The 22,921-nt window shown below is 42.2% G+C and carries 17 protein-coding genes; 8 read left to right on the top strand and 9 right to left on the bottom strand.

Annotated elements, in window-relative coordinates; all coding sequences use genetic code 11:
- Positions 1–155: 155 nt before the first annotated feature.
- Positions 156–2,138, bottom strand: a complete 1,983-nt coding sequence (locus H6571_14075; protein ID MCB9324863.1) for a hypothetical protein — start codon at positions 2,136–2,138, stop codon at positions 156–158.
- 203 nt (positions 2,139–2,341) lie between these two features.
- Here H6571_14075 and H6571_14070 point away from each other — a divergent pair, with 203 nt between their 5' ends.
- Positions 2,342–3,274, top strand: a complete 933-nt coding sequence (locus tag H6571_14070) for a LysR family transcriptional regulator (protein MCB9324862.1) — start codon at positions 2,342–2,344, stop codon at positions 3,272–3,274.
- Between the two features lie 24 nt (positions 3,275–3,298).
- On the opposite strand, the gene H6571_14065 is transcribed toward H6571_14070, so the two are convergent.
- A complete protein-coding gene (locus tag H6571_14065) occupies positions 3,299–4,600 on the bottom strand; it encodes an oligosaccharide flippase family protein (GenBank protein ID MCB9324861.1) in 1,302 nt (433 codons plus the stop codon).
- A 106-nt stretch (positions 4,601–4,706) separates the two neighbouring features.
- Between H6571_14065 and H6571_14060 the strand changes: the two genes are divergently transcribed.
- Together H6571_14060 and H6571_14055 are read left to right on the top strand one after the other, a co-directional pair.
- On the top strand, positions 4,707–7,565 hold the full coding sequence (locus tag H6571_14060) for an insulinase family protein (GenBank protein ID MCB9324860.1): 2,859 nt from the start codon (positions 4,707–4,709) through the stop codon (positions 7,563–7,565).
- Positions 7,566–7,631: 66 nt separating this feature from the next.
- Entirely contained in the window at positions 7,632–8,594 is a 963-nt protein-coding gene (locus H6571_14055; protein MCB9324859.1) for a 1-aminocyclopropane-1-carboxylate deaminase/D-cysteine desulfhydrase, read from the top strand.
- 7 nt (positions 8,595–8,601) lie between these two features.
- On the opposite strand, the gene H6571_14050 is transcribed toward H6571_14055, so the two are convergent.
- A complete protein-coding gene (locus H6571_14050; GenBank protein ID MCB9324858.1) occupies positions 8,602–9,768 on the bottom strand; it encodes a glycosyltransferase in 1,167 nt (388 codons plus the stop codon).
- A gap of 45 nt (positions 9,769–9,813) precedes the next feature.
- The gene (locus tag H6571_14045; GenBank protein MCB9324857.1) at positions 9,814–10,278 is read right to left on the bottom strand and encodes a hypothetical protein; all 465 of its coding nucleotides are present in this window, start codon (positions 10,276–10,278) and stop codon (positions 9,814–9,816) included.
- Positions 10,279–10,721: 443 nt separating this feature from the next.
- On the opposite strand from H6571_14045, the gene H6571_14040 reads away from it, so the two are divergent.
- Together H6571_14040 and H6571_14035 are read left to right on the top strand one after the other, a co-directional pair.
- Positions 10,722–11,768, top strand: a complete 1,047-nt coding sequence (locus H6571_14040; GenBank protein ID MCB9324856.1) for a TlpA family protein disulfide reductase — start codon at positions 10,722–10,724, stop codon at positions 11,766–11,768.
- Between the two features lie 490 nt (positions 11,769–12,258).
- A complete protein-coding gene (locus H6571_14035; protein ID MCB9324855.1) occupies positions 12,259–13,248 on the top strand; it encodes an IS110 family transposase in 990 nt (329 codons plus the stop codon).
- Between the two features lie 397 nt (positions 13,249–13,645).
- Here the strand turns inward: H6571_14035 and H6571_14030 are convergent, their stop codons facing one another.
- The 5 genes from H6571_14030 to H6571_14010 form a co-directional block, all read right to left on the bottom strand.
- Positions 13,646–14,971 (bottom strand): hypothetical protein, encoded by a 1,326-nt coding sequence (locus H6571_14030; protein ID MCB9324854.1) that lies wholly within the window; start codon positions 14,969–14,971, stop codon positions 13,646–13,648.
- A gap of 163 nt (positions 14,972–15,134) precedes the next feature.
- Entirely contained in the window at positions 15,135–16,814 is a 1,680-nt protein-coding gene (gene rny, locus H6571_14025) for a ribonuclease Y (GenBank protein MCB9324853.1), read from the bottom strand.
- A gap of 170 nt (positions 16,815–16,984) precedes the next feature.
- Positions 16,985–17,284: a cell division protein ZapA gene (locus tag H6571_14020; protein MCB9324852.1), complete on the bottom strand. Its 300-nt coding sequence runs from the start codon at positions 17,282–17,284 to the stop codon at positions 16,985–16,987.
- A gap of 2 nt (positions 17,285–17,286) precedes the next feature.
- The gene (locus H6571_14015) at positions 17,287–17,583 is read right to left on the bottom strand and encodes a hypothetical protein (GenBank protein ID MCB9324851.1); all 297 of its coding nucleotides are present in this window, start codon (positions 17,581–17,583) and stop codon (positions 17,287–17,289) included.
- Between the two features lie 122 nt (positions 17,584–17,705).
- Entirely contained in the window at positions 17,706–20,150 is a 2,445-nt protein-coding gene (locus tag H6571_14010; protein ID MCB9324850.1) for a phenylalanine--tRNA ligase subunit beta, read from the bottom strand.
- Between the two features lie 312 nt (positions 20,151–20,462).
- Between H6571_14010 and H6571_14005 the strand changes: the two genes are divergently transcribed.
- From H6571_14005 to H6571_13995, 3 genes are all read left to right on the top strand, one after another.
- Positions 20,463–21,698, top strand: a complete 1,236-nt coding sequence (locus H6571_14005; protein ID MCB9324849.1) for a serpin family protein — start codon at positions 20,463–20,465, stop codon at positions 21,696–21,698.
- Between the two features lie 18 nt (positions 21,699–21,716).
- Positions 21,717–22,100, top strand: coding sequence for a hypothetical protein (locus H6571_14000; GenBank protein ID MCB9324848.1), 384 nt, complete (start codon positions 21,717–21,719; stop codon positions 22,098–22,100).
- Between the two features lie 153 nt (positions 22,101–22,253).
- Entirely contained in the window at positions 22,254–22,865 is a 612-nt protein-coding gene (locus tag H6571_13995) for a NifU family protein (protein ID MCB9324847.1), read from the top strand.
- The last annotated feature ends 56 nt before the right edge of the window (positions 22,866–22,921 follow it).

The following is a 22,921-nucleotide window of genomic DNA, read 5'->3' as shown; positions in this document are numbered from 1 at the left end:
AAAATTTGGGAAATAGTCAGGATGATCAAAATAATACAGGTTGCGGGTATCGGGGCATTTGCCCCGATACCCGCAACCTGTATTAAAAAAGCTGGTTTCAGGATACTGATAATGCAAAGGGCCATTAATTTTCTAAAACTGGCGGGAACTCATGGTTAAATTTTATACCTCACGAAAAGCCTGAAAACATTGTGCCAGCGCGTATCCACCTGGGTAATAAAAGGATATACAACCGGAATCTTGTCATGAAACCTGTGGTAGGCGGCTCCGAAGGCAAATCCTCTCTTTTTTGAAGCTCCGATAATTAATTGTGCGATCCCTCCATATCTTAGTGGACCGTAGCGTTCGTCCTGTGTTTGCGCCTGGTCAAAAAGGTTAAATTCTTCCACCCCCGTTTCAGGTCCTCCCGGAAATATCTGAAAAGCTTTTAGCAATACTCCGCCTTCAACGCCCACGCCGACCCTCAAAAAAGGAAGAACATCCACCTGGGGTATGATGTTGGCGGTCAGGTATCTAAAGCGGTAATTGAATTCGGCAGTGGCTTCTGCAAAGGCATATCGTTCCGTAGCGTAACGAATGGAAGCGTCTAAGCTTAGACGCCTTTTGGGCAACAAAGTTGAAGTGCCAATGCCAATGAACTTGTTGTCGAACGAAAAATCCTGCCGTGGAATAGACCAATCAGGCAGTGTCTGTGGGATTTGTACGCCTAATTCAAGCGTTAAACGCGAAGATTTTCTCAGTCTTATGTTCGACTTTTTGGTGATTACAGGTTCATTGGTGTCAAAATAAATATTGGCGCGAGTCACTACGCGCCTTGCTTTCCGCGGTTTGGCTTTTATGCTAAAAGCTACATATCCCCGGGAGTTGGCCTTGTTCACGCCTTGCTCACCAGTGCCTCCAAGATTTATGTGTTGCATATAAAAAACAATGCTGTCCTCAAAAACCCGGTGACTGAAAAGATTTTTCCCCTCAAGGATGTTCCGATCTTTTCCTACACCGACTTCAATAATCTCAAGGGTTGCAGTATCCAGGGAGGCCGGGATATTGACCACTACCCTGATCTCGGATGCCGCGCCATCCCCGTTATTTTGAAAATTGACCTTGTAAAATAATTTATCCCGTTTTTTCCAGGGTGTCTCAAAACTTCGTTCCATACGGCCCTTGTAATTTTTGGCCAGTACATTATTCGGATCGTGAGAAGAAACGAGCTTTAGTTCCATTTCGTGGTCATCAATGATCCGTCCATCAGCCCCTTCAAAACGCACCAAAACGGGAGTAGTCAGTGAAGTATCGGTTTTGAGTTCATTGGTTTTTAAAATGATGAAAATGTGGTGCTCTTCTCCAACTTCGAGGTTATTGATTTCCCAGGTTTCCCGGCTGGCGTAATTTTCCTTTACAAAATCATCTTCAGGAAAACTGCCTGCTGCTGTGGATGCAAAAAACAGCTTTTTGTCTGAACTCGCCAGGGCATTTGCAAAAATATCAATCATGCCCATATCAGAAGAAAAATAGCGTTCATCATGGTAGGTTTTGGGTGTTTCAGACAGCGTAAAACAATCCGGACAACTTTTATAATCGTTGTAAAAGAGCTTTATTTTACCGTTCAAAGGCTGTGTTCCGGTATTCCTGTAGGAAAGAATGGCGACGAATTCCTCGCCTGCTTTTGGGGATTGATTGGTTTGGAGATAAACGGCATTTTTGTCGCCGGCATTTTTGTTTTGCCGATTAAAAGAAGAGGCATAAACTGGAGCCTGGGCCCTGTTGTCAAAGGCGTTCATCGCGACAGCGGTTTTTTTTCGCTTGCGTTTTTTCTTCTCCGGGTCCTGCTCGTCGTCCGTATAAGTGTAAGTCAAAAAACATTCTGCTTCGAAGGCTTCGGCCTGAATGCGATCGTATATATGCACCGGATCTTCCTCAAAACTGTATTCGCCGTCGCCAAAAAGCCAAAGGTATTTCACCTCCGGTTTTTTTACAGCCCCCGGAATAGGGGTGAGCGTCGGCAAATTATCCATCTTAAACTGAATTTTGTTGCTGTAGCCGCTTACCTTTTGGGTTGTGATGTAAGGGTCATTATCGGATTGGCCATAGGCCAGGTTGAACGTCAAAAGCAGGGTCAATAGGTGAAGTGCGATTCTCATGGTGGTGTGTTTATCCCTAAAATTATAAAGTATCTTTTTATAAATCAAATAGAAGGAGTAAATGTTACCTGTAATTTTTCCATTGTAATGGAAATTTTAGTATTAATTTTTTTCATAAACCTGGTTTTACTGATTTTCCAGAATTCAAGCATTATCTTTGATTGATAAAAGCGATATTTTTGATTGTATTATAGAGATATCTGATGACTATCCAGCAAATTAAGTACATAATAGCCGTGGAAGAATTCAATCATTTCGGATTGGCTGCGGAGAAGTGTTTTGTCACCCAATCCACCTTGAGCACCATGATCGGAAAATTCGAGGAGGAGATCGGCATACGTATTTTTGACCGGAGTACGAAACCGGTAACCGTAACCCTTGAGGGGGAGATGTTGCTGCCTCAGCTCAAGATCATTTTAAAAGAAGTGGACAGCCTCAATGAGCGGGTCAAATTGATGAAAGGGGAAGTGAGTGGCAAGCTCAAAATAGGGATTATTCCTACAGTCGCTCCTTACGTTTTACCAAGATTCCTGGGGGATTTTGTCAACAACTACCCTAAAATGCACTTTTCGGTCAGTGAATTAACCACCGACAATATTGTGGAACAAATAAAATCAAGGGCGCTGGATATCGGAATAGCGGCTTTGCCCCTCGGAGATGATTCACTCATTGAATACCCGATATACAACGAATCATTTGTGCTTTATGATTGTTTTTCGAACAAACCGTCCTCATCGGTAAAAATAGAAGACATTAATTATGACAAATTCTGGTTGCTGGAAGAGGGCCATTGTTTAAGCAACCAGGTGATCAAAATTTGCGATATCAGGAATAAAAATGCTCCGGTCAATCTGGATTTCAGGGCAGGGACCATCGATACCCTGATACGTTTCGTAAAGCAAAATCATGGGATAACCCTGCTTCCTTGCCTGGCCACCGCCGACTTTTCCGAGGAAGACAGGCAGCGGCTCAGTCATTTTAACGGTTCCGTGCCGGTGAGAAGTATCGGGATCGTAACGCATAAACATTTTGTCAAAAAACAGGTACTTTCCCTGCTTTCCGAAAAAATCCGCGAAAATATTGTTCCGTTGCTCCAATTGTCTTCCCGGGAGAATCAGATCATTACGCCATTGTAAATTTTAGTGACTCAAGAGCTCATCTTACCCCCAGTTACTTTTTACGTTCGTTAACGAGTAAAACCACCTCAGCTGAAACAATCCCAGGAAAGTGCAGCCAAAACTGAAAATTTTCACCCCGAGTAAGGCATCGTTCCACAAATGGCCGAAATAAAAAGCCAGGACGGAAATGATAAAAAAGCCGATTTCAAAGAAAACATTATGCCCGATCTTGTTTTTGATATCCACCATAGCCGAAAAAGGGCCTTTTAGGAAAGTGATGAATGAAAAAGGCATGAGCCAGCGCACGAAAATACCAGTCATCTGCCATTGATCACCAAGGATAAAGGTGAAAAGAACCGGGGCAAACACAGCGATGATGATACAAGGGATAAAAGCCAGGTAAAAGAGGAATTTCAAATTGTTTTTGAAGAGTTTCCTGAGGGCACTTTGATCGCTTTTTTCCAGTGCTGCACCCTGCTGGAAAAACACCTGCCCGAAGGCTGCACTCACCATGCCCAGGGGTTTGGACAAAAGCATAAAGGCAAGGCTGTAGAAACCGGCCATTTCAATAGAAAACCATGCTGTCAGCAATAAAATGGGCATCTGTTTGAAGCCGGTATTCAACAATCCTTCAGGGGTCGAATATTTTGGAAAATTCCGGTACCTGGCTGCAATGGTTTTTAGATGTTTCAAATTTGTTTCCGGGATTGCTTTTAGCATGGATTTTCGGGAAGGAAAAAGGAAAGCCATCGCTTCAGCAACCCATCCAATGATTTTTGCAAAAACCAGGCCCGTCGCTGCCCAGCCCAGCCCTCCGAAGAGCACGCTTAGTACTCCTGTGACGACACTTCCGAAAATTCGGCCATAACTGAGCCAGTTGTAGTTTTTGTTCCTGTTGGCTAAGTAGGAGGATGTCTTGGTCAGATCGTAAAGAAAAATCCCCAGCGGGATGAAAATTAAAATGACCGTAGAGTTGATCTTGGTCACTTCCCGTATCCATTCGAAATTTTTGATCAGAGGAACAAATAAAAAAATGAACAGGCTGAAAATAACAGAAATAATTGTGGCCAGGATAAAAACATGCATTGCCTCTCTGGACTTTTCAGGAAGGAGAATGGCCAATTCATACCGGAAGGTAGCCAGGATGGAAAGGATACCCACTACAGCCAGGAAGGAGGCATAAAGACCAAAATCCTCAGGCGTAAATATCCGGCTGAGTACCGGGGTGATCCCAAATAAAAACAACTGTGCAATCACTGATCCTGAGATCAGCGTGAAAGCATTCCGGTAATAATTAGACTTTAATAGTCTGGAAGTTGTTTGTTTTATGTTTTTCAAGTACATATAAGGCCCAAAGTAATTACTTTTGCCGAAATTCGTTTTTTATCGATAAAAAATGAAACAGAATTTTAAAAGATGTGTTTACTACACATAAAATAAACAGGCAAAAATGGTGATAAAATCGAATGCACAAACGATTTGCGAGACTTTCCCAAATGATCCTTTTGAAGTAAGTAAGTATACTTTGTCTAATGGATTGAAGTTATTTCTGAGCATCAATAAAGATGAACCCAGGATTTTTACGAATATAGCTTTTCGTGCCGGATCCAAATATGACCCGGCAGATACAACGGGACTTGCACATTACATGGAGCACATGCTTTTCAAGGGAACCACGCAAATTGGTGCATTGGAATGGGAAAAGGAAAGTGTGATGCTGGAAAAAATTTCGGATCTTTATGAAACTTATCGTTCTACTGACGATGAGGAAAAGCGGAAGGAAATTTATGCGGAAATCGATAGGCTATCCTATGAAGCGGCAAAATTGGTCGCTCCCAATGAATATGATAAGCTGGTGAGCGCCCTTGGAGCAGATAATACCAATGCTTATACCTGGGTGGAGCAAACAGTATATGTAAATGATATTCCTTCCAACGAACTTGAACGCTGGATGATGCTGGAGGCAGAACGATTCAAAGTACTGGCCTTGCGCTTGTTCCATACTGAATTGGAAACGGTATACGAAGAATTCAACATAGGTCAGGACAGCGATACCCGCCAGGCGGCGAATGCGATGCGTGAGTTATTATTCCCCAGGCATCCGTACGGTACTCAAACGACCATCGGGAAAGCGGAACACCTTCGCAATCCTTCCATGAAAAATATCCAGAATTTTTTCAAAACCTATTATGTGGCCAATAATATGGCCATCATCATGGCCGGAGATTTTGACCCAGATGAAGTGGTAAAGCTGGCCGAAAAATATTTTGGAGGGGAACCTGCAAAACAATTGCCTGCTTTCCGGTATGTCGATCAACCAGAGATCAAAATGCCGGTACGCAAGGATGTTTTTGGCAAAGAAAGCTCCTACCTTGAGCTTGGCTGGAGGTTGGGAAGCAGCCAGACCGACGATCCTTTTATGATTTCCATCATTTCCGGTCTTTTGTATAACAACCAGGCGGGGTTGATGGATATCAACCTCAACCAGGCCCAAAAGGTACTTGATTCCGAATCCTGGTCATGGTTTTATGAAGATTATAGCGTATTTGGCTTATACGGAAAACCCAGGGAAGGCCAATCACTGGAAGATGTGGAAGCGTTATTATTAGAGGAACTCGAAAAGATCAAACGCGGAGATTTTGAGGAATGGCTGCTGGAAGCCGTGATCAAGGATCTCAAACTCAATGAGACCAAGTCTTTTGAAAACAATCATCACAGGGTTGGGTTGATGACTAATTTGTTCATTTTGAATGTGGATTGGGCCCGTTTTCAAAAAAGGTTTAATTATTTCGAAAGTCTTACCAAAGAAGATATCGTAAAGTTTGCGAATCAACACCTGAACGGCAATCACGCTGTGGTGTATAAAAGACAGGGAGAATCTCCTGATCTGATAAAAGTAGATAAACCGCCTATTACACCGGTAGAGCTGAATCGGCATGCAATCTCTGATTTCGGGAAAACTTTTCTTGAAAAGCAAACCCCGCCGATGACGGCTGTTTTTGCAGATTTTAAAGCGTCAATCAAAAATCAATCCCTTTCCAACGGTATAATTTTTGATTACGTTCACAATAAAAATAATGGACTTTTTCGGGTGGATTATGTTTTTGAGATGGGGAAACTGGCCAACCTCGACCTCGGGGTTGCCATGGATTTTCTGCCCTACCTCGGCACGGATAAATACGCTCCCGATGAGATCAAAAAAGAATTTTTCAGACTGGGGCTGAGCTTCGATACTTATTGCCATACCGACAGGGCGTACTTGTCCCTGATGGGACTCGATGAATCTCTTGAAGAAGGACTTCAGTTGCTTGAACATATCCTTCAAAACGCAGTGCCCAACCAGGAAGCGCTAGATAATGTCATCGAAGATATTTTGGTTAAACGTAAAAACGACAAGCAGGATCGGAGTGTCATTTTGCGCGATGCCTTGTTGAATTATGCCAAATATGGACCCGCTTCTCCTTTTACCTGGAGGCACTCAGTAAAAGAACTGAAAGCCTTAAAAGCAGAAGCCCTTACAGCCCTCGTTCGTTCTTTGACGGGGATAGAACATTGTTTGTACTACTACGGACCGAGGCCACTGCAAGAGGCCGTTGAAATAATTGAACGCCTCCATCATACTCCTGATGAAATCCAACCTTGCCCGGTAAACAGGCGTTTTCCCGAGTTGGATACGGAAGAGGCGGTTTATTTTCTCGATTTTCCTATCGTTCAGACAGATGTGATGTTGCTCTCTAAAGGTACACCACATTTCAGCCTTGAGGAGTATATCATGCGCGAACTTTACAATGAGTATTTCGGGTATGGCCTTTCTTCCATTGTTTTTCAGGAAATCAGGGAATCTAAAGCCCTGGCGTATTCCACTTATGCTTATTACGGAAGCCCTAAAAAGAAGGACAGGCCTCATTATCTGTCGGCATACGTCGGGACGCAACCGGATAAATTGAAAGATGCCATTCCGGCAATGAAAGAGATTATTGAAAATATGCCGATAGTAGAAGCTCAGATCGAACAAGCGCGGTTCTCTATTCACAAAAGGCTGGAAAGCGACCGAATCTCACCCTCGAGAATGTATTGGGAATATCGTGCCGTTAAAGATCTGGGGTACGAGCGTGATCTGTACGAGGATGTTTATGAGAGAATGAGAACGGTTACGAGTGACGATTTGAAAGCATTCCATGAGAAATATGTCAAAGGAAGAAAATATGCCATGATCGTGTTGGGCGATAAAAAGCGCGTGGACCTTGACTACCTCGCCAATTATGGGGAAGTGAAGGTACTTACCATGAAAGATGTTTTTGGGTATTGATGGAATTATTGGATAGTCGGCCAACGGAGGATGGCATTGCATATGATAAATTTAGCAAAGCGTCTAATGGAAAGACTTAATGGGGCGGCCACTCCTGTTCAGGAATTACAATCAAAACGGTTTTCAGATAAAGGGATTCGTCTTTTCCTGAAACGCGACGATCTGTTGTTGGATAAAACGGCTCCGGATTTTAACGGGAATAAATGGCGTAAGATGAAATACAATCTTATCGCCGCCAGGGGGAAGGGGCAGGATACTTTATTGACGTTCGGCGGCGCTTATTCCAACCACATTGCCGCTACGGCAGCAGCAGCTTACCTTCTCGGATTCAAAAGTATTGGCATCATTCGGGGTGAACGGCCACCGGTGCTGAATCCAACGCTTAAGAAGGTATTGGAATACGGCATGCAACTCGAATTTGTGTCCCGTTCCGCTTACCGGGAAAAAAATGATTCCGAATTCATCAGCAATCTACATGGGCAATACGGAGACTTCTACCTGTTACCCGAAGGGGGGACCAACGGGCTGGCCCTGAAAGGATGTGCTGAAATTGTGGATGAAATTGAAGCTGACTTTCATTCCTTCGTGCCCAATCAATCTCTTCCTGATTATATCTGTTGCGCCTGCGGCACAGGAGGAACTTTTGCCGGAATCGTTTCCGCAACCAAGGGCCGGACAAAGGCCATAGGATATGCCGCGCTGAAAGGCGGTTTTCATACAACGGAAGTGGAGAATTTACTGAAAAAACACTTGGGGAACCAATTTGCTGACTGGGAAATCTGCGACGATTATCATTTTGGTGGGTTTGCCAAACACCAACCACTCTTGATTGACTTTATCAACCAATTCAAAAAAACAGACAACATTCAATTAGAACCCCTTTATACCGGCAAAATGCTTTTTGGTATTTTTGACCAGATAGAAAAAGGTTATTTTGCTGAAGGTAGCACCCTGCTCGCCATACATACCGGAGGCTTACAGGGCATTCGCGGGTTTAATGAGCGGTTTGGAAATCTGCTCGACTTGTAATGGTGATTCATTTGACTTTACGATCTTTCCACACATGCTTTTTTTTAACCATTGACGACAAGCCGGTTAGAAAGATATAGATCGTGTGGAGCCATTCTGCTTTTGGAAAAATTTTCATCAGCTCTTTTCTGCCAAAAAAACTGCTGGCCGTTTTCAATAAAAAATAATCGGCAAGGTATTTTACGGCGATCATCCCGGCAAGAATCCATAGTCTTGTCCACCCGCTAAAAAAGAGCAGAGGGATCCAAAGAAAAATAAAGGCACAATAAATAAAAACAAGGGACTGGGTAAAAACCAATTGAGGTTGACGGTAAGCCCCTGTTTTTCCGGCCCAGCGGATGCGCTGTTGTAGAAAGGAGTGCCAATTGGGTTTTGCAATGCTCAACACGGTGGCATTGTTGCTTTTCACAAAACCGATCTGGTCCGGGTAACGTTCAGCGACTTTTTGCATAAAAAGCATATCGTCCCCCGAAGCGATGTGATCCACGCCTAAAAAACCGTTCAATGTTTCAAAAACAGTTTTTGGATAGGCCAGGTTGGCCCCATTGCTCATCCATCCGAATTTACCGTGAATTCCTGCTCCGGTGATCAGCATCATGCCCATATAATCGAGGGATTGAAATTGTTCGAGGAGATTCTTTTCCTGGTAAAAATTTACGGGAGCCGCGATGAAGGCTGCATTGTTATCTTCAAAATAGGAAACCAGGTAGTTGAGCCAGTTTTCAGGAACGATACAATCCGCGTCAGTGGTAACGATAAGGGTTCCTTTGGCTTTCGAAATGCCGCTTGTGAGGGCCGCTTTTTTTCCACGACCGTCAAGATCTTTGGAGGGTAATAGGAAAATTTCAGGGCTCCCGGGCTTACTGAATTTTTCAATAAATGACTCAATGATCATTTTTGTCCCATCGTCAGAATGATCGTCAACCACAATAACGTCGAATAAGACAGCAGGGTAGTTTAGCCCGAGGATGGATTGGAGGCATGCTTCAATATTGTTTTCCTCGTTCCTGGCCGGAATAATGATGCTAACAGAGGTTTTGGGTTGCCAGTTTTTGGGGATTTGCCATTCAGGGAGTCTTTTCCAGGTAACTAAATAACGACGAATGAGTATTGGGTAAATAAAAATTACTCCAATACTCATCCATGAAAAGATATCTAAAAAGAAGTCAGTCATTTGACTTTTTCGGTTTTAAGGCATTCTCGGAAGTACCCCATCCAATTATTCCTCGAAGAGATTTTCGTAGTCACCTTTTCGGGTTTCTTTTTCAGGTGTTTTTACTTCAGGAAGTTCTAAAGGGAGTTCTTCTGTCATTTCCTCGTATTCGATAAATTCACCTTCCCGTTGTTTGACGGCTTCTTTTTCTACCTGTTTTATTTTTCTTTTAAAAAGAGCTTTCCCAAAAAGGAAAAGGGTGACAAACGGGTAAAAGAGCGCAGAAAAGACAATACCCGTCAAACCGGTGGCCATGTTACTCTTTGTCAAACGACCGAGCCATTTAAAATATCCTGTTATGACTTTATAATCAATGATTGCGGTAGGGATGAGCAAAAGCAGGGCCCATTTATACAATAAGGCGATAACGAAACCGGCAAGGAAATAAATGCCGATCAGTGTAACGATCATAATTATTGCTCCTATGATCGAGTTGCCGCCCAGGCTAAATTCATTTTTTCTTTCTTGCATGATAATTTTATCCTTTTCTTAATTCAACCTAAAATTAAGGATTTTGTTGAGAAGATTGGACTTATGTTAGACAAGTGTGCCTTGTTTTTTGACAGTAATCCTAAATAAACCTATTTTTGGAAAAATTTTTAAAAATGAATAAATATTATTTTGGCCTGCTGGCTGTTGTTTTTATCATGACCGGATTTATCAAATATCCTGAATCCGGAAATGTTAAAGTGGTTTGTGAAGTAGATGGTTGTATTGCAACATTAAAGCTTTATCGATTTGATGGCGTTTCTTTTTCAGTGGTCATGAATGGAGAGAAGACGGACAAAGGATATGTTTTCCAGGTACCGAAGTCGAATCCTGTTTTTTATTATGTAGGAATGAACGAGCAAATGGTAAGACCGGTTATTTTAGGAACGGAAGATAATGTAAGTATTTCGGGGAAGTGTGACAGGATGCGTTCTGCCCGGATCACTTCTGCCCTGAACACGGATTACGATATTCTCAAAACCCAATTGAATGATTATAATCGCGACAAGCAACAATTGATTCGCCAGATCCAGCAAACCACAAATGCTGACATCATCAATAATCTAAAAGTTAAATTGAAAGTCGTCGATGATCAGCAATTGAATTTGCTGGATTCCCTAAAAAAAGTAAATCCATATTTTGCCAGGGTGGTCGGGTTGAATATTTTTCCGAGCTACGAAAACTATGGGCAAAATTATACCAACGGGCTCGATTATTTTGCCAATGAATTTTTCCAGTTCGCGGATTTTAAGGAGGAGGTTTATGGCCGGCTGCCATGGACTTACGAAGCTTTTAAAAGTTATGCCACTACGCTTTCAAGTGTTGGTCTGCCAAATGATAAGCACCAACAGATTCTGGATATAGCACTCAAGCGTGTTCCCGAAGGAAGCGATGCCTATAAACTGGCCATTGGAGGCATCATGGCGGCGCTGAATCAAAATAACCATGAAAACTATTCTTACTTCACCCAGAAGTTTATCGATGTGTTTAAAACAAAGGATCCTGAAACCACTGCACGCATGCAAAGTGAGTTGAACAGGAAAAAACAACTTCAGGTAGGCGGAGAAGCTCCTGATTTTAGTGGAAAGACCCCTGCCGGAGAGACCCTGACACTCTCTGATTTTCGTGGCAAATTGGTGTTGCTCGATTTTTGGGCCAGCTGGTGTGGACCTTGTCGCCGGGAAAATCCGAACGTCGTAAAAATGTACAATAAGTATAAAGATAAAGGTTTTGACATCATCGGGATCAGCCTGGATGATAACAAAGACCGTTGGGTTGGAGCCATTGAACAGGATGGTCTGGACTGGCATCACATCAGTGATCTTAAAAAATGGCAAAGTGAATATGCAGCCCTTTATGGAGTGCGCTCTATTCCTCATACCGTGTTGCTCGACCAGGAAGGCAAGATCATCGCGCGCGGATTGCGAGGTGCAGCACTGGAAAGTAAGGTAGCGGAAATTTTAGGGGAATAAGGTGAAGTTTGCTCCAAGGTAAAGATTTGAAAAATGATTTCTCTACCGTACACTTTTGCGGGAAGTCCTGAAAATGCATGGTTGGTCCTCGCAGAAAACGCAGAAAAACGCAGATGGAATATAATGACATTCCGTACTTTAGTCGGAAAAACAAGGCAAAATTTTCGAAAATGATCAGCGAAAATCAGCGGAATCAGCGTGACACAAAAAAGTGTACGGTAGCGAAAAAATGATTGCCCTTTTACATGGAACATAAACATGAGTCATCTTACCTTAGGGGCAGGAAATTAAATTTGGTAAATTTGAAATGAAAAAATAAGGAAGCGGCATAAGACTATAATGAGTCATTTGTCATTAAGACAGTTCGGGATAGCCAGTCCCGCTTCCTTTTCTCTGTTTCACCTCGGACAGTTTGTTAGGCAAAAAGCCTGAGTAAGATAGATGAGGCATAACAGAAGTTATTTTATCAACACAAATTTACCGATTTAGTATGAAACAATCTGATCGTTTTGTAGGAATTGACATATCAAAAGATAGTTTTGATGTCTGCGTTTTATCACAAGGGGCTCTATTAGAAGAAAGCCGTTTTAATAATGATGCTCAAGGTTGGCAAAAGTTTGCTAAAAACCTTAGTGATCAGGACTTATGCATAATAGAAGCAACGGGATCTTATCATGTAGGGTTGGCATTATATTTAGTTGAGCATGATAAACGTGTTAGTGTAGTCAACCCTTTGCGTGTAAAGTATTTTTCTCGATTGAATCTCAAGAGGGCAAAAACAGATAGGGTAGATGCTTATGTTATTGCCCAGTATGGCCAAGTATTTAAGCCTGAAAGTTGGACAGCTCCACCGACACATTTAAGACAACTTCAACAGTTAATGACAGTTTCTGCACAATTAACAAAACAAAAGACGGCATTAATCAATCAACAAAAAAACTTTGAACTTGTACCAGACCCCAGTAAAGAAGCCCTTGAAATAATAAAGTGCCAAATAGTAAAATTAGAGAAACATTTACAAGAAATACAATGCCTTATCAATAATAGCATTAAAGAACATTACAAAGAATTAGAGGCTTCTTTACGATCAATTCCCGGTTTAGGTCCCAAAACGGTAGCCACCTTAATCCTAATAACTGGAGGCTTTACCAAGTTTGGATCATATAAAGCTTTGATAGCCTATGTGGGGTTAGCTCCTCGGACATACGAGTCAGGAGTAAGTGTTAAGGGAGCTTCACACATCTGCAAGTTAGGGTCATCCTATCTTCGAAAGTTACTTTATGAATGTGCTTTAAGTGCCAAAAGGTTTAACCCTGTATGTAAGGAACTATTTGAAAGACTCTATATTGCAAAGAAAAAACCATTTAAAGTAGCCATGATTGCGGTGGCCAATAAGTTGCTGAAAATCGCTTTCACTATAGCTATAACTGGACAAAAATTTGATCCGGAATACAGACTAAAACATTATTTTGCCAAATAAAATTTTCTGATTTTCCGAAAAAAATTTGGAGATGAACACAGTTCATCCCGAATTTCATCTAATCAGATTAAATTCGGGATTTTTCTTTTACAAAAGAAATAAACCGCAAAACCTGCCTTCCGTCGCGGCAGCAGGCAAGGTTTAAAACAAGTAACCGCAAAATTTAGAAGTGTTTGGGTCGTGTGTTAGGTGTTTTGCGACAAAAAATGACTTTTTTCCAAAACCCAAACCTTTTGCCCACTCACTTTTACACCTGCCTTCCTGCGTCAGCAGGCGAGGTTTTAAATTCCTTGTTTTACATTTTACATTTAAAAAATACTTCAAATAATCAAAAAATTTCTATTTCAGACAGTTTTTGAAAATTCGGGATGAACTCATGTTTATGTTTTAAGGCACCTCACTGTCCGATACTATCCATTCTTTTCGCAAAGGTTTTTATAATTTCCAGTGTTGAAGTATCAATATCATAAACCGAATACCAGCCCTGGTATTCAAACGGGGGATCCCCGATAAAATCATCCCCTGCTTTCCAGACGGCTTTGGGCGTGGTTGGACGGCCTTCTCCTGCCCATGCCCAAAAATTACCTCCCGCAACAGGAAGTCCGTCTTCCGCCAGTTGATGGATTAAAGAGAAAATTTCTTTGTAATAGACATCTCTCTCGTTGGTAGAGGAGTGAGGATCATAATTTTCAAGATCCCGGGCAATGCCAAATTCTTCCAAAACAATCGGCATTTGTAGCTTTTGGGCGATTGAAACATGCTTTTTTATATAATTTTTGGCCTTGTCCAGTGCTTTTTGAAAAGACTCTCCGGCGTTTTCAGGTTGGTACCAGCCCCAGTTTTGAATCCATACATGCATGGTCGCATAGTCAATATTTTTGATCTTATGTTCTTTTTTAAATTTACTGCTCAGAGGTAAAAAGGCATTGCCTTCGCTTCCGATACTCACCAAATGATTGGCATCGGCTTGTTTGATGAAAGCAGCGGTGGTTTTGATCCAGTTCCGGTATGCGTGGTTGTTCAGGAAGGCTCTGGGTTCATTAGCCAATTGCCAGGCCATGATGGTCGGATCTTCTTTATAGGCAATGTTGGAGATGGAGTTCGTGCGTTGAAGGATGTAGTCAATATGAGCCAGGTAAGCGGTACGGGCAGCTTTATTGTTAAAAAACCGGCTGGAATATTTTATGTATTTCAGCCACTTTCCATTTTCAGCCGGAGGAGGATAGGGAATTGGGATCCCGGTTGCCCAGTTGACATATTGGGCAAAACCGCCCGACCATGGCCACATATTATTGAGACAAACGACAGCGTTCATATCCCGTTTTGCCATCTCTGTCAACAAAAAATCCAGCCCTTTGAGCAAATTTTCGTTGTATACCCCTGGAGCCGTCTGAAGCGCCGGGGACATTCTCCAGGGTTCGGAATCCGGGCCTTCACTGGCAGCCATGATGCGCAAATTATTAATGCCCAGTGAGTGTAAATGATCCAGTTCCCGCGTAAGTCTTTCCCGGTAGGCCTGATGATCAGCGATGCCGAGGTTCATGCCATACCATAAATTTGTCCCTATGAAATAATAGGGTTTGCCGTTTTTGAAAAATTGTGTTTTATCCACAGCAATAAAGTCTTTTGGCATAAGCGTAATGGGTTGTCCATAAAAACGGGTCGATAAAAAAAATAAAAAAAGGACCAACAGGCTGCGGTAAAAGGCTGCGTTTTTAAGCATAACTACTTTTTCCGATTAATCCAGCGTAAAATGCGGGTTGTAAACGAACCCAATGAGGTATTGGAGATTTCATATTTTTCATTTTGATTGAAGGTATTGCGAAAAAAAAACACCGAACAACTCAAACGCTGCCCGGTGTTTTGCCTGATGAAGATAAAATCATTTATCGCGCGAATGAAATAGCTCGTTTTTCGCGGATGACCGTCACCTTGATCTGACCGGGATATTGCATTTCATCCTGTATTTTTTCAGAGATCATGAATGCGAGATCATCTGCGTATTGGTCAGAAACTTTTTCTGATTCAACGATGACGCGCAATTCACGGCCTGCCTGCATTGCGTAAGCATTTTGCACCCCTTCGTGAGCGAGTGCCAGTTCTTCCAGTTCGGTGATTCGCTTGAGGTAGCTCTCCAGAATTTCCCTACGGGCACCCGGACGGGCTCCTGAAATGGCATCACAAGCCTGGACGATCGGAGAAATGATGTTATTCATTTCAATTTCATCGTGGTGGGCTCCCACAGCATTGATAACTACTTTGTGTTCGTTGTATTTTTCACAAAGTTTCATACCGTGGATGGCATGTGACATTTCACTTTCTTCTTCCACTACTTTACCTATATCGTGTAATAGTCCTGCGCGTTTGGCCAGCTTAATTTGTTTGGGATTGAGCCCGAGCTCTGCGGCCATCACGGCACAAAGATTAGCGGTTTCCATAGAGTGCTTGAGCAGGTTCTGACCATAAGAAGAACGGAAGCGCATCCGGCCCACCATTTTTACGAGATAAGGATTAAGGCCGTGAATATCAAGATCTATAACGGTACGTTCACCGATTTCGATGATCTGTTCTTCAATCTGGCTGCGGGTTTTTGCCACGACCTCTTCAATACGTGCCGGGTGGATACGGCCGTCAGCGACCAGTTTCTTCAATGAAAGCCGGCACACTTCTCTCCGGATCGGATCGAAACTTGAAATGATGATCGCTTCCGGAGTATCATCTACGACGATTTCTGCGCCTGTGGCAGCTTCGAGGGCACGAATGTTACGGCCTTCTCTACCGATGATCTGTCCTTTAAGGTCATCCGATTCGAGGTTGAAGACGGAAACGGTATTTTCAATGGTATATTCAGCGCACATACGCTGGATGGTCTGGATGACAATCTTTTTGGCTTCCTTATTGGCCGTGGTTTTGGCTTGCTGAATGGTTTCCTTTCTCAAGGCTAGAGAATCATTTTCAGCTTTGGCTTTGACGGCATCGAGTAATTGTTCTTTGGCCTCCTGTTCAGAGAGTTTTGCCACTTGTTCCAGGGCTTTGATATGGAGTTCGTTGGCAGCACTTAACTCTTCTTTCTTTTTGGCGACAATTTTCAACTGGGTGTCCAGATTCTCCCGGATGGTTTTCAATTCGGCCTCTTGTGCTTCAATTTCCAGTTTTTGGTTTTCAAAAGATCTTTTTCCTTCTTCAAATTTTTCCTGGTTCTGCTTTAATTCAAGTTCCAATGCCTTGATTTCCATTTCACGCTCCTTCATTTCGACCTTCTGTTCGCTTTTGAAATTTTCGAACTCTGAGCGGTAGCGGGCAAATTTATCTTTGGCTTCCTGAATTTTTCTTTGTTTGGTCTTTTCATTTTTTATTTCAGCCTGGCTGATCAATTTTTCCACCTTCATGTCGGCCTCAGATTCTATTCTGCTGGCGGAAATTCGGGCTTCTTTGATGATCTGGTCAGCTTTCGCATTCATCTCTTCGATCTTGCTTTTATTTGCCTTGCCGGTGATGAATTTTGCTACAATAAAACCCACAATCAGGCCAATGACGACCCCTATGCCTATTGATATTATATCCATAATGGTTTGTTTTTATGTATTTATATAAAAAGTCAGCAGGTAAAACAATTACCTGAATCCCTGAAATTTAAAAAAAATATAAAATGAGAAGAGAGAAAAGATTGGATTATTAAAATCAACTTTTTCGGAAAGAGGCCTAAGTAATATTAAATGATGAACTGAGCAAATACTTATTTAAGTAATTGTTCAAGCAAAATATCAATATTTTCCAGCCTTTGAACTAAAACATCATCTTCGAGGGCTACGTTGGACAAGCGGGTTTTATAATTATCGACTGCGAAGGTTAGTGCTGCCATCGCGAGGCAATCCTGTTTGTCTTTATTAGTGTATGTCAATTGAAAATCATTTACTTTTTCATTGATTTCATTCACTATTTTTCTGATGGACGGTTCATCCCTTTCCTGAACCTTTAGCGGGTAGGGTCTGCCGGCAATAACAACCGTTATGTTTTTAACATCGTGCCCGTCCATAATTAATTATTGTGTAACCATTCAATACACTTGTCTATCTCTTTAATGTATTGATCCATTTGCTGTTTTAGTTGCTCCGAATGCTCTCTGTCCTCATTTTTTTTACTGGTAATTGCCTTTTGCGCATCCAGTAATTTTTCGTTCAAAGCATTCACTGTATCTCTTTGAAGATCCAGTTCAACTTTTTGTTTTTCATTTTCGTTTTTGAGGGATAAATTTTCTTTTTCCAGCCGCTCTACCTTGAGGGCCAGTTGCCTGATTTTTAGTTCTATATTTTCAAATAAATCTGTGACTGACATAATCGACGCTGTGGCGTAAATTAAATTTAAAAAAAATTAAAAATCCAATCACATAGTTTTCTATGTGCCCGGGGATCAGTTCAACAGATCGAAAACAAAAAATGTTTTTTCCCGATCTGTTTTTATTTTCTAATTACTGCTCCCAACTGAGACTCATAATTTTGGATCATTTGGGACATAATTTTTTCGATATCCTTATCCTTCATTGTTTTTTCAGGATCCTCGAAAATAAAACTCACGGCATAAGACTTTTTACCAGGGCCTAATTGCTTTTCGCTTTCATAGACATCAAATAAGTTGATGTCTTTTAACAATTTTTTCCCGGTCTTCGCCGCAATTGATGCAATATCAATAAAATTTACGGATTTTTCAACAACAAGTGCCAAATCTCTTCTTACGGAAGGATATTTATTTAGAGATTCAACTATAATGTTATGTTTACGGCATGCCTTGAAAATGGGAGCCCAGTTGAACTCAGCATAAAATACCTCTCCTTTTAAATTTAATTTATTGATCAGGGGGGTAGCCAGTTTACCAAAAGAGACTATTTCCTGCTCTCCACGGTGATAGCGCATTCCAAAAGAAAAAACATCATTTTGGATCGCTGAGGACTGGTAAGTGGTGACGCCAAGGCGATTGAGAATATTGGTGACAAACGCCTTGAGGGTGAAGTAACTGGTCATGGCTTTTCCGTCATTAAGCCAGCTTTCAGGATGACGTTTGCCCGTCATAAAAAGGGTCAGCTGTTCTATTTCACTATACCCGTCATTTATTTTTCGGTAGGCTTTTCCAAATTCAAATAACCGCAAATCCGGACTCTGGCGGTTTTGATTCCGCGCAATGGCTTCCAGCCCGCTGAACACCATATGTGGCCGCATGATGTCCAGGTGAACATTGGAAGTGTTGTTGATATAAACCAGGTTTTCCCCGGTAACATCATGCATGATATCTTTATAATAGCGTGATTCTGAGAGCGAAACCGCCATCATTTCATTGAATCCGTTTGCCGCCAGGTAATCGGCTATTTTATTCCGGACATTATTCGGGTCTGGGTACAGTCCTGTAATTACAGCAGTAGAAATATGACCGGAAATGGGCACATTATTGAAGCCGTAAATTCGCAGAATTTCTTCGATTAGATCCGCTTCCCGGGTGACGTCCGCTTTGTTGGTCGGCACGGCAACCATGAACCCATGATCATCTTTTTCCAGAATTTCCATATCCATGGCCTCCAGAATGAAAGTGACTCTTTCAGGAGGTATGTTCACGCCTATCATTCGATTGATATTGGCGTAAGTAGATTTGATCCTTACCGGTTCAATAGGTTTCGGATAAATGTCTACGATGTCTGAAGCAATTACTCCGTTGGCGAGGGCTTTGATGAGCATGGCCGCCCGCTTTAGCGCGAATACCGTGACATTGGGGTCACTGCCCTTTTCAAATACTTTTGCCGCATCGGTACGAAGATTGTGGCTCATGCTCGACCGGCGGATGTAACCTGCGTTGAAGTGTGCCGCTTCTAGGAAAATATCTGTGGTTCCCTCCTTGATCCCCGAATCAAATCCTCCGAAAACGCCACCGATACACATGCCTTTGCCCTCACCGTCACAGATCATCAGGTCTTCCCCGCGGAGTTTCCGCTCTGTTCCTTCAAGACTCTTGAAAATGGTGCCTTCCGGAAGGGTTTTTACAATGATTTTTTGTCCTTTTATGGCATGAAAATCATAGGCATGCAGCGGTTGACCTAATTCGTGTAAAACGAAATTGGTGATATCCACTATATTGTTGATGCTTTTTACTCCAACCGCTTCAATACGCCGCTTGAGCCAGTCGGGGGATGCTTTGATCTCCAGATTTCTTATAGCAACCCCCGAAAAACGAGGGCATGCTTCGGTATTTTCCACCACGACTTCAATAGAAAGGTCGTTGCTGTCGATTTTAAAATCATCGACTTTAGGCATGTTAAGGGAACCGCTGTATCCATAATTAACTTTCAAGGCAGCGGCAAGATCCCGGGCCGTTCCAATATGATTGGTGGCATCGGATCGGTTGGGGGTCAACCCGATTTCAAAAACATAATCTGTTTCGAGATTGAAATAATCTTTTGCTAAAGTCCCTATTGGGGTATCTTCCGGCAAAATCATAATCCCTTCGTGGCTGGTCCCCAGTCCCAATTCATCCTCTGCACAGATCATCCCTTCGGAAACTTCTCCGCGAATATTTCCCTTTTTAATTTGCCATGCCTTGCCATCAGGTGCATATAAAGTAGTGCCGATGGTGGCTACCAAAACTTTTTGTCCGGCCGCGACATTGGGGGCACCGCAAACGATAGCCAGGTCTTCCTCTCCGCCAATATCTACTTTCGTTACGGAAAGTTTATCCGCATTGGGATGTTTGCCGCAGGTTTTGACCTGACCGATCACGATCCCTTCCAATCCCCCTTTAACGGATTCAACTTCTTCTCCGCCCTCCACTTCAAGTCCGATATCGGTAAGAATTTCACCCACTTTTTTGGGGTCCAGGTTTATATCTATGTAATCTTTGAGCCAGTTTAAAGAAATATTCATTATCGATTTATACTTTTCTGTTTAAGCGGGCAAAGATAGGGATTTGAGTCCAAAGGTGTCACTTTTTAGGAGACAAAAAAGGGAATGATACCGATAGCCAGAAATACTGTTCACATTTATTTCGAAAAAGGATCATTTATTTCAAGGTGGCTATTTGTTTCAGCAAACTTTTGCCTTTGTAAAAGTCATTGTTTTTTTTTGGAGCCCCCGCTATTTTTGTAAAAGGATGAAAAATGTCCCAACCTCAGCCTGGTAATATAATGTCTAACAGGTTAGGATGTTAAAAAATTCCATTTGATAAAAATTTAGGTTATGAAAAATTATTTGTTCTTTTTGATTTTAGGGTTTCTTCTTTTTTCCGAGTGCACCCCTGAAAATGTCACTCCTGGTGATGATACGAATTTAATCACTTTTGATTGCGAAAACAGTGATGGTTGTGTTTTGGTGGATGCCAATAACATGTTCGGCTTCAACATTTTCAAGGCTTTGCACGATGAAAACCCGGATGAAAATATTTTTATCTCTCCTTTGAGTATCAGCACGGCGTTGACCATGACACAGAACGGGGCGGACGGAAATACCAAAACCCAGATGCAGGAAGTATTGCAAACACAGGGGCTTGATATACAGGCAGTCAATGAGGCTTATAAATATTTATTGACCACCTTACCCGATCTGGATCCTTCCGTCCAGCTAGACCTGGCCAATTCCATCTGGTACCACCAGGACTATCCGGTTTATCCGGAATTTTTGGAGGTGAATGCCACTTATTTCAATAGCGAAGTTGTGGATGCGGATTTCAGGAATCCGGCAACCGTTGACCTGATCAACACCTGGGTAAGCGATAACACACATGGAAAAATCCCGACGGTACTCAGTGAAATTCCCGATGCCGCCATCATGTACCTGATCAATGCCATATACTTTAAGGGAGACTGGCAGTACACCTTTGATGAAGAACAAACTTACGAAACAAACTTTTACCGCCCGGCGGGTGATCCTGTTCCTGTGGATATGATGGGTTGGGAAGGAACAACAGCTCTTTCGTATTTTGAAAATGACCTTTTCCAGGCCGTGGATCTTCCTTATGGTGATGGCACTTTTTCCATGACTTTAATGCTCCCGAAAAACGATATTGGCATCGGCGGAATCGTTCCTCTGCTCAATCAGGAAAACTGGGATAGCTGGATAAGTGCTTTCGCTTCCCAGGAGATGATATACAAAATGCCGAAGTTTAAACTTGACTACAAAAATGAACTCAAGGATATACTGTATGCCCTGGGCATGGAGGATTTGTTTACCGAAAGGGCTGATTTATCCAAACTGGGTCCGGGCGGGCTGGTGGTGAGCAAAGTCTTGCATAAATCTTTCCTTGAGATCGACGAGCAGGGAACGGAAGCTGCTGCTGTAACGGTCATTGGCATTGAAACGACATCAACGGAGCCATCAAAACCATACATGATCCTGGACCGCCCGTTTCTCCTTTTTATCAGGGATAATGTAACCAACAGTGTTTTATTTATGGGGCAAATTCAGGATCCTTCTTAATCATCTAAAACAAAAGCTATGAAAATTTATTTGTTATCGTTTGTGCTGCTTATTACGGCCTTCGGCTGTGAAAAAAATCAATTGACTCCTGATCAGGATTTAGCGGGTTATTGGATCAATCCTCAATGGGACAATAGCGGGTTGGTCACCTATGATCGTGCTGACGGTTTTGTGGAGGGGTATGGGATTGCCTTTTTTGAGGATGGTTCCCTTCTTGAAAGAAAAAATGAAGGATGGTGCGGAACCCCGCCCATCAGTTATGGCGATTTTACCGGAACCTGGGAAGAGCAGGAAGAAGACATCATAAAAATCAACTCTACTTATTGGGGCGGTACTCTTGAATTGACCTGGAAAATAATTTCAGTGGATGAGACGACTCTTGTGGTGGAAATTATTGATTGATACAAAGTTTAGTTGAGAATTCAAAGTTGCGGGTTACTGTTCATGGGGTTTTCTAGCTCTTGAACAGTAACCCGCAACTTTTTTTGATCTTTTTAAACTTCGCAAAAGAAATAGCGTTATCTTTGTAGAATCAATCTAAATAAGGAAAAAATCATGGAAAATAAAGGAGAAAATCGCCCATTGATGTTGTATTCGGAGCAAACACCCAATCCGGAGACACTTAAGTTTGTAACCAACCGCATGTTGCATAACGGAACGGCTGATTTTAATACAGTTGAATTGGCTGAAGAGTGGTCTCCATTGGCAAAATCTTTGTTTGACCAACCTTATGTCAAAGGCGTTTATATCAGTAATAATTATGTCACCATCACCAAGGAGATTAACTATTCCTGGGAAGATATCATGCTGGTGGCCAAGGAATTTATTAAGAATTACCTGAACAATAACGGAGCGATTATCAATGAAGGGTTTGCCGATGCCCAGTTGAAAATGGCTGCAGAGCGTGAAGGCGATAACTACACCGGACGTGATGCGGAGATCGTCACCAAAATAAAGGATCTTATCGAGACTTATGTAAAACCTGCCGTGGAGATGGATGGCGGTAATATCGCATTTAAAGGTTATGACCAGGGAAGAGTTACTGTTTTGATGCAAGGCTCCTGCAGTGGATGTCCTTCCTCGACCATGACGTTGAAAGCGGGTATTGAGGGAATGTTGCAAAGAATGATTCCTGAGGTAAAAGAAGTTGTGGCAGAAGCCGGATAATTTTGCCAGGAAGGGTTATAAAAATAACAAACATGAGACATCCCGAATTTCATCTA

The sequence above is a fragment of the Lewinellaceae bacterium genome (assembly GCA_020636105.1).
In the GTDB taxonomy this organism is placed as follows: Bacteria; Bacteroidota; Bacteroidia; order Chitinophagales; family Saprospiraceae; genus BCD1.
Note: the sequence above shows the minus strand (reverse complement) of the source record. Positions and strands in the feature narration are given on the sequence as shown.

Bases quoted from the DNA above. Each gene is read 5' to 3' on its own strand.
- H6571_14015 (MCB9324851.1), bottom strand. From the start codon at position 17,583: ATGTCAGTCACAGATTTATTTGAAAATATAGAACTAAAAATCAGGCAA.
- H6571_14035 (MCB9324855.1), top strand. From the start codon at position 12,259: ATGAAACAATCTGATCGTTTTGTAGGAATTGACATATCAAAAGATAGT.
- H6571_14055 (MCB9324859.1), top strand. From the start codon at position 7,632: ATGGAAAGACTTAATGGGGCGGCCACTCCTGTTCAGGAATTACAATCA.
- H6571_14060 (MCB9324860.1), top strand. From the start codon at position 4,707: ATGGTGATAAAATCGAATGCACAAACGATTTGCGAGACTTTCCCAAAT.
- H6571_14030 (MCB9324854.1), bottom strand. From the start codon at position 14,971: ATGCTTAAAAACGCAGCCTTTTACCGCAGCCTGTTGGTCCTTTTTTTA.
- H6571_14045 (MCB9324857.1), bottom strand. From the start codon at position 10,278: ATGCAAGAAAGAAAAAATGAATTTAGCCTGGGCGGCAACTCGATCATA.
- H6571_13995 (MCB9324847.1), top strand. From the start codon at position 22,254: ATGGAAAATAAAGGAGAAAATCGCCCATTGATGTTGTATTCGGAGCAA.
- H6571_14020 (MCB9324852.1), bottom strand. From the start codon at position 17,284: ATGGACGGGCACGATGTTAAAAACATAACGGTTGTTATTGCCGGCAGA.
- H6571_14000 (MCB9324848.1), top strand. From the start codon at position 21,717: ATGAAAATTTATTTGTTATCGTTTGTGCTGCTTATTACGGCCTTCGGC.
- H6571_14040 (MCB9324856.1), top strand. From the start codon at position 10,722: ATGCGTTCTGCCCGGATCACTTCTGCCCTGAACACGGATTACGATATT.
- rny (MCB9324853.1), bottom strand. From the start codon at position 16,814: ATGGATATAATATCAATAGGCATAGGGGTCGTCATTGGCCTGATTGTG.
- H6571_14005 (MCB9324849.1), top strand. From the start codon at position 20,463: ATGAAAAATTATTTGTTCTTTTTGATTTTAGGGTTTCTTCTTTTTTCC.
- H6571_14050 (MCB9324858.1), bottom strand. From the start codon at position 9,768: ATGACTGACTTCTTTTTAGATATCTTTTCATGGATGAGTATTGGAGTA.
- H6571_14075 (MCB9324863.1), bottom strand. From the start codon at position 2,138: ATGAGAATCGCACTTCACCTATTGACCCTGCTTTTGACGTTCAACCTG.
- H6571_14065 (MCB9324861.1), bottom strand. From the start codon at position 4,600: ATGTACTTGAAAAACATAAAACAAACAACTTCCAGACTATTAAAGTCT.
- H6571_14070 (MCB9324862.1), top strand. From the start codon at position 2,342: ATGACTATCCAGCAAATTAAGTACATAATAGCCGTGGAAGAATTCAAT.
- H6571_14010 (MCB9324850.1), bottom strand. From the start codon at position 20,150: ATGAATATTTCTTTAAACTGGCTCAAAGATTACATAGATATAAACCTG.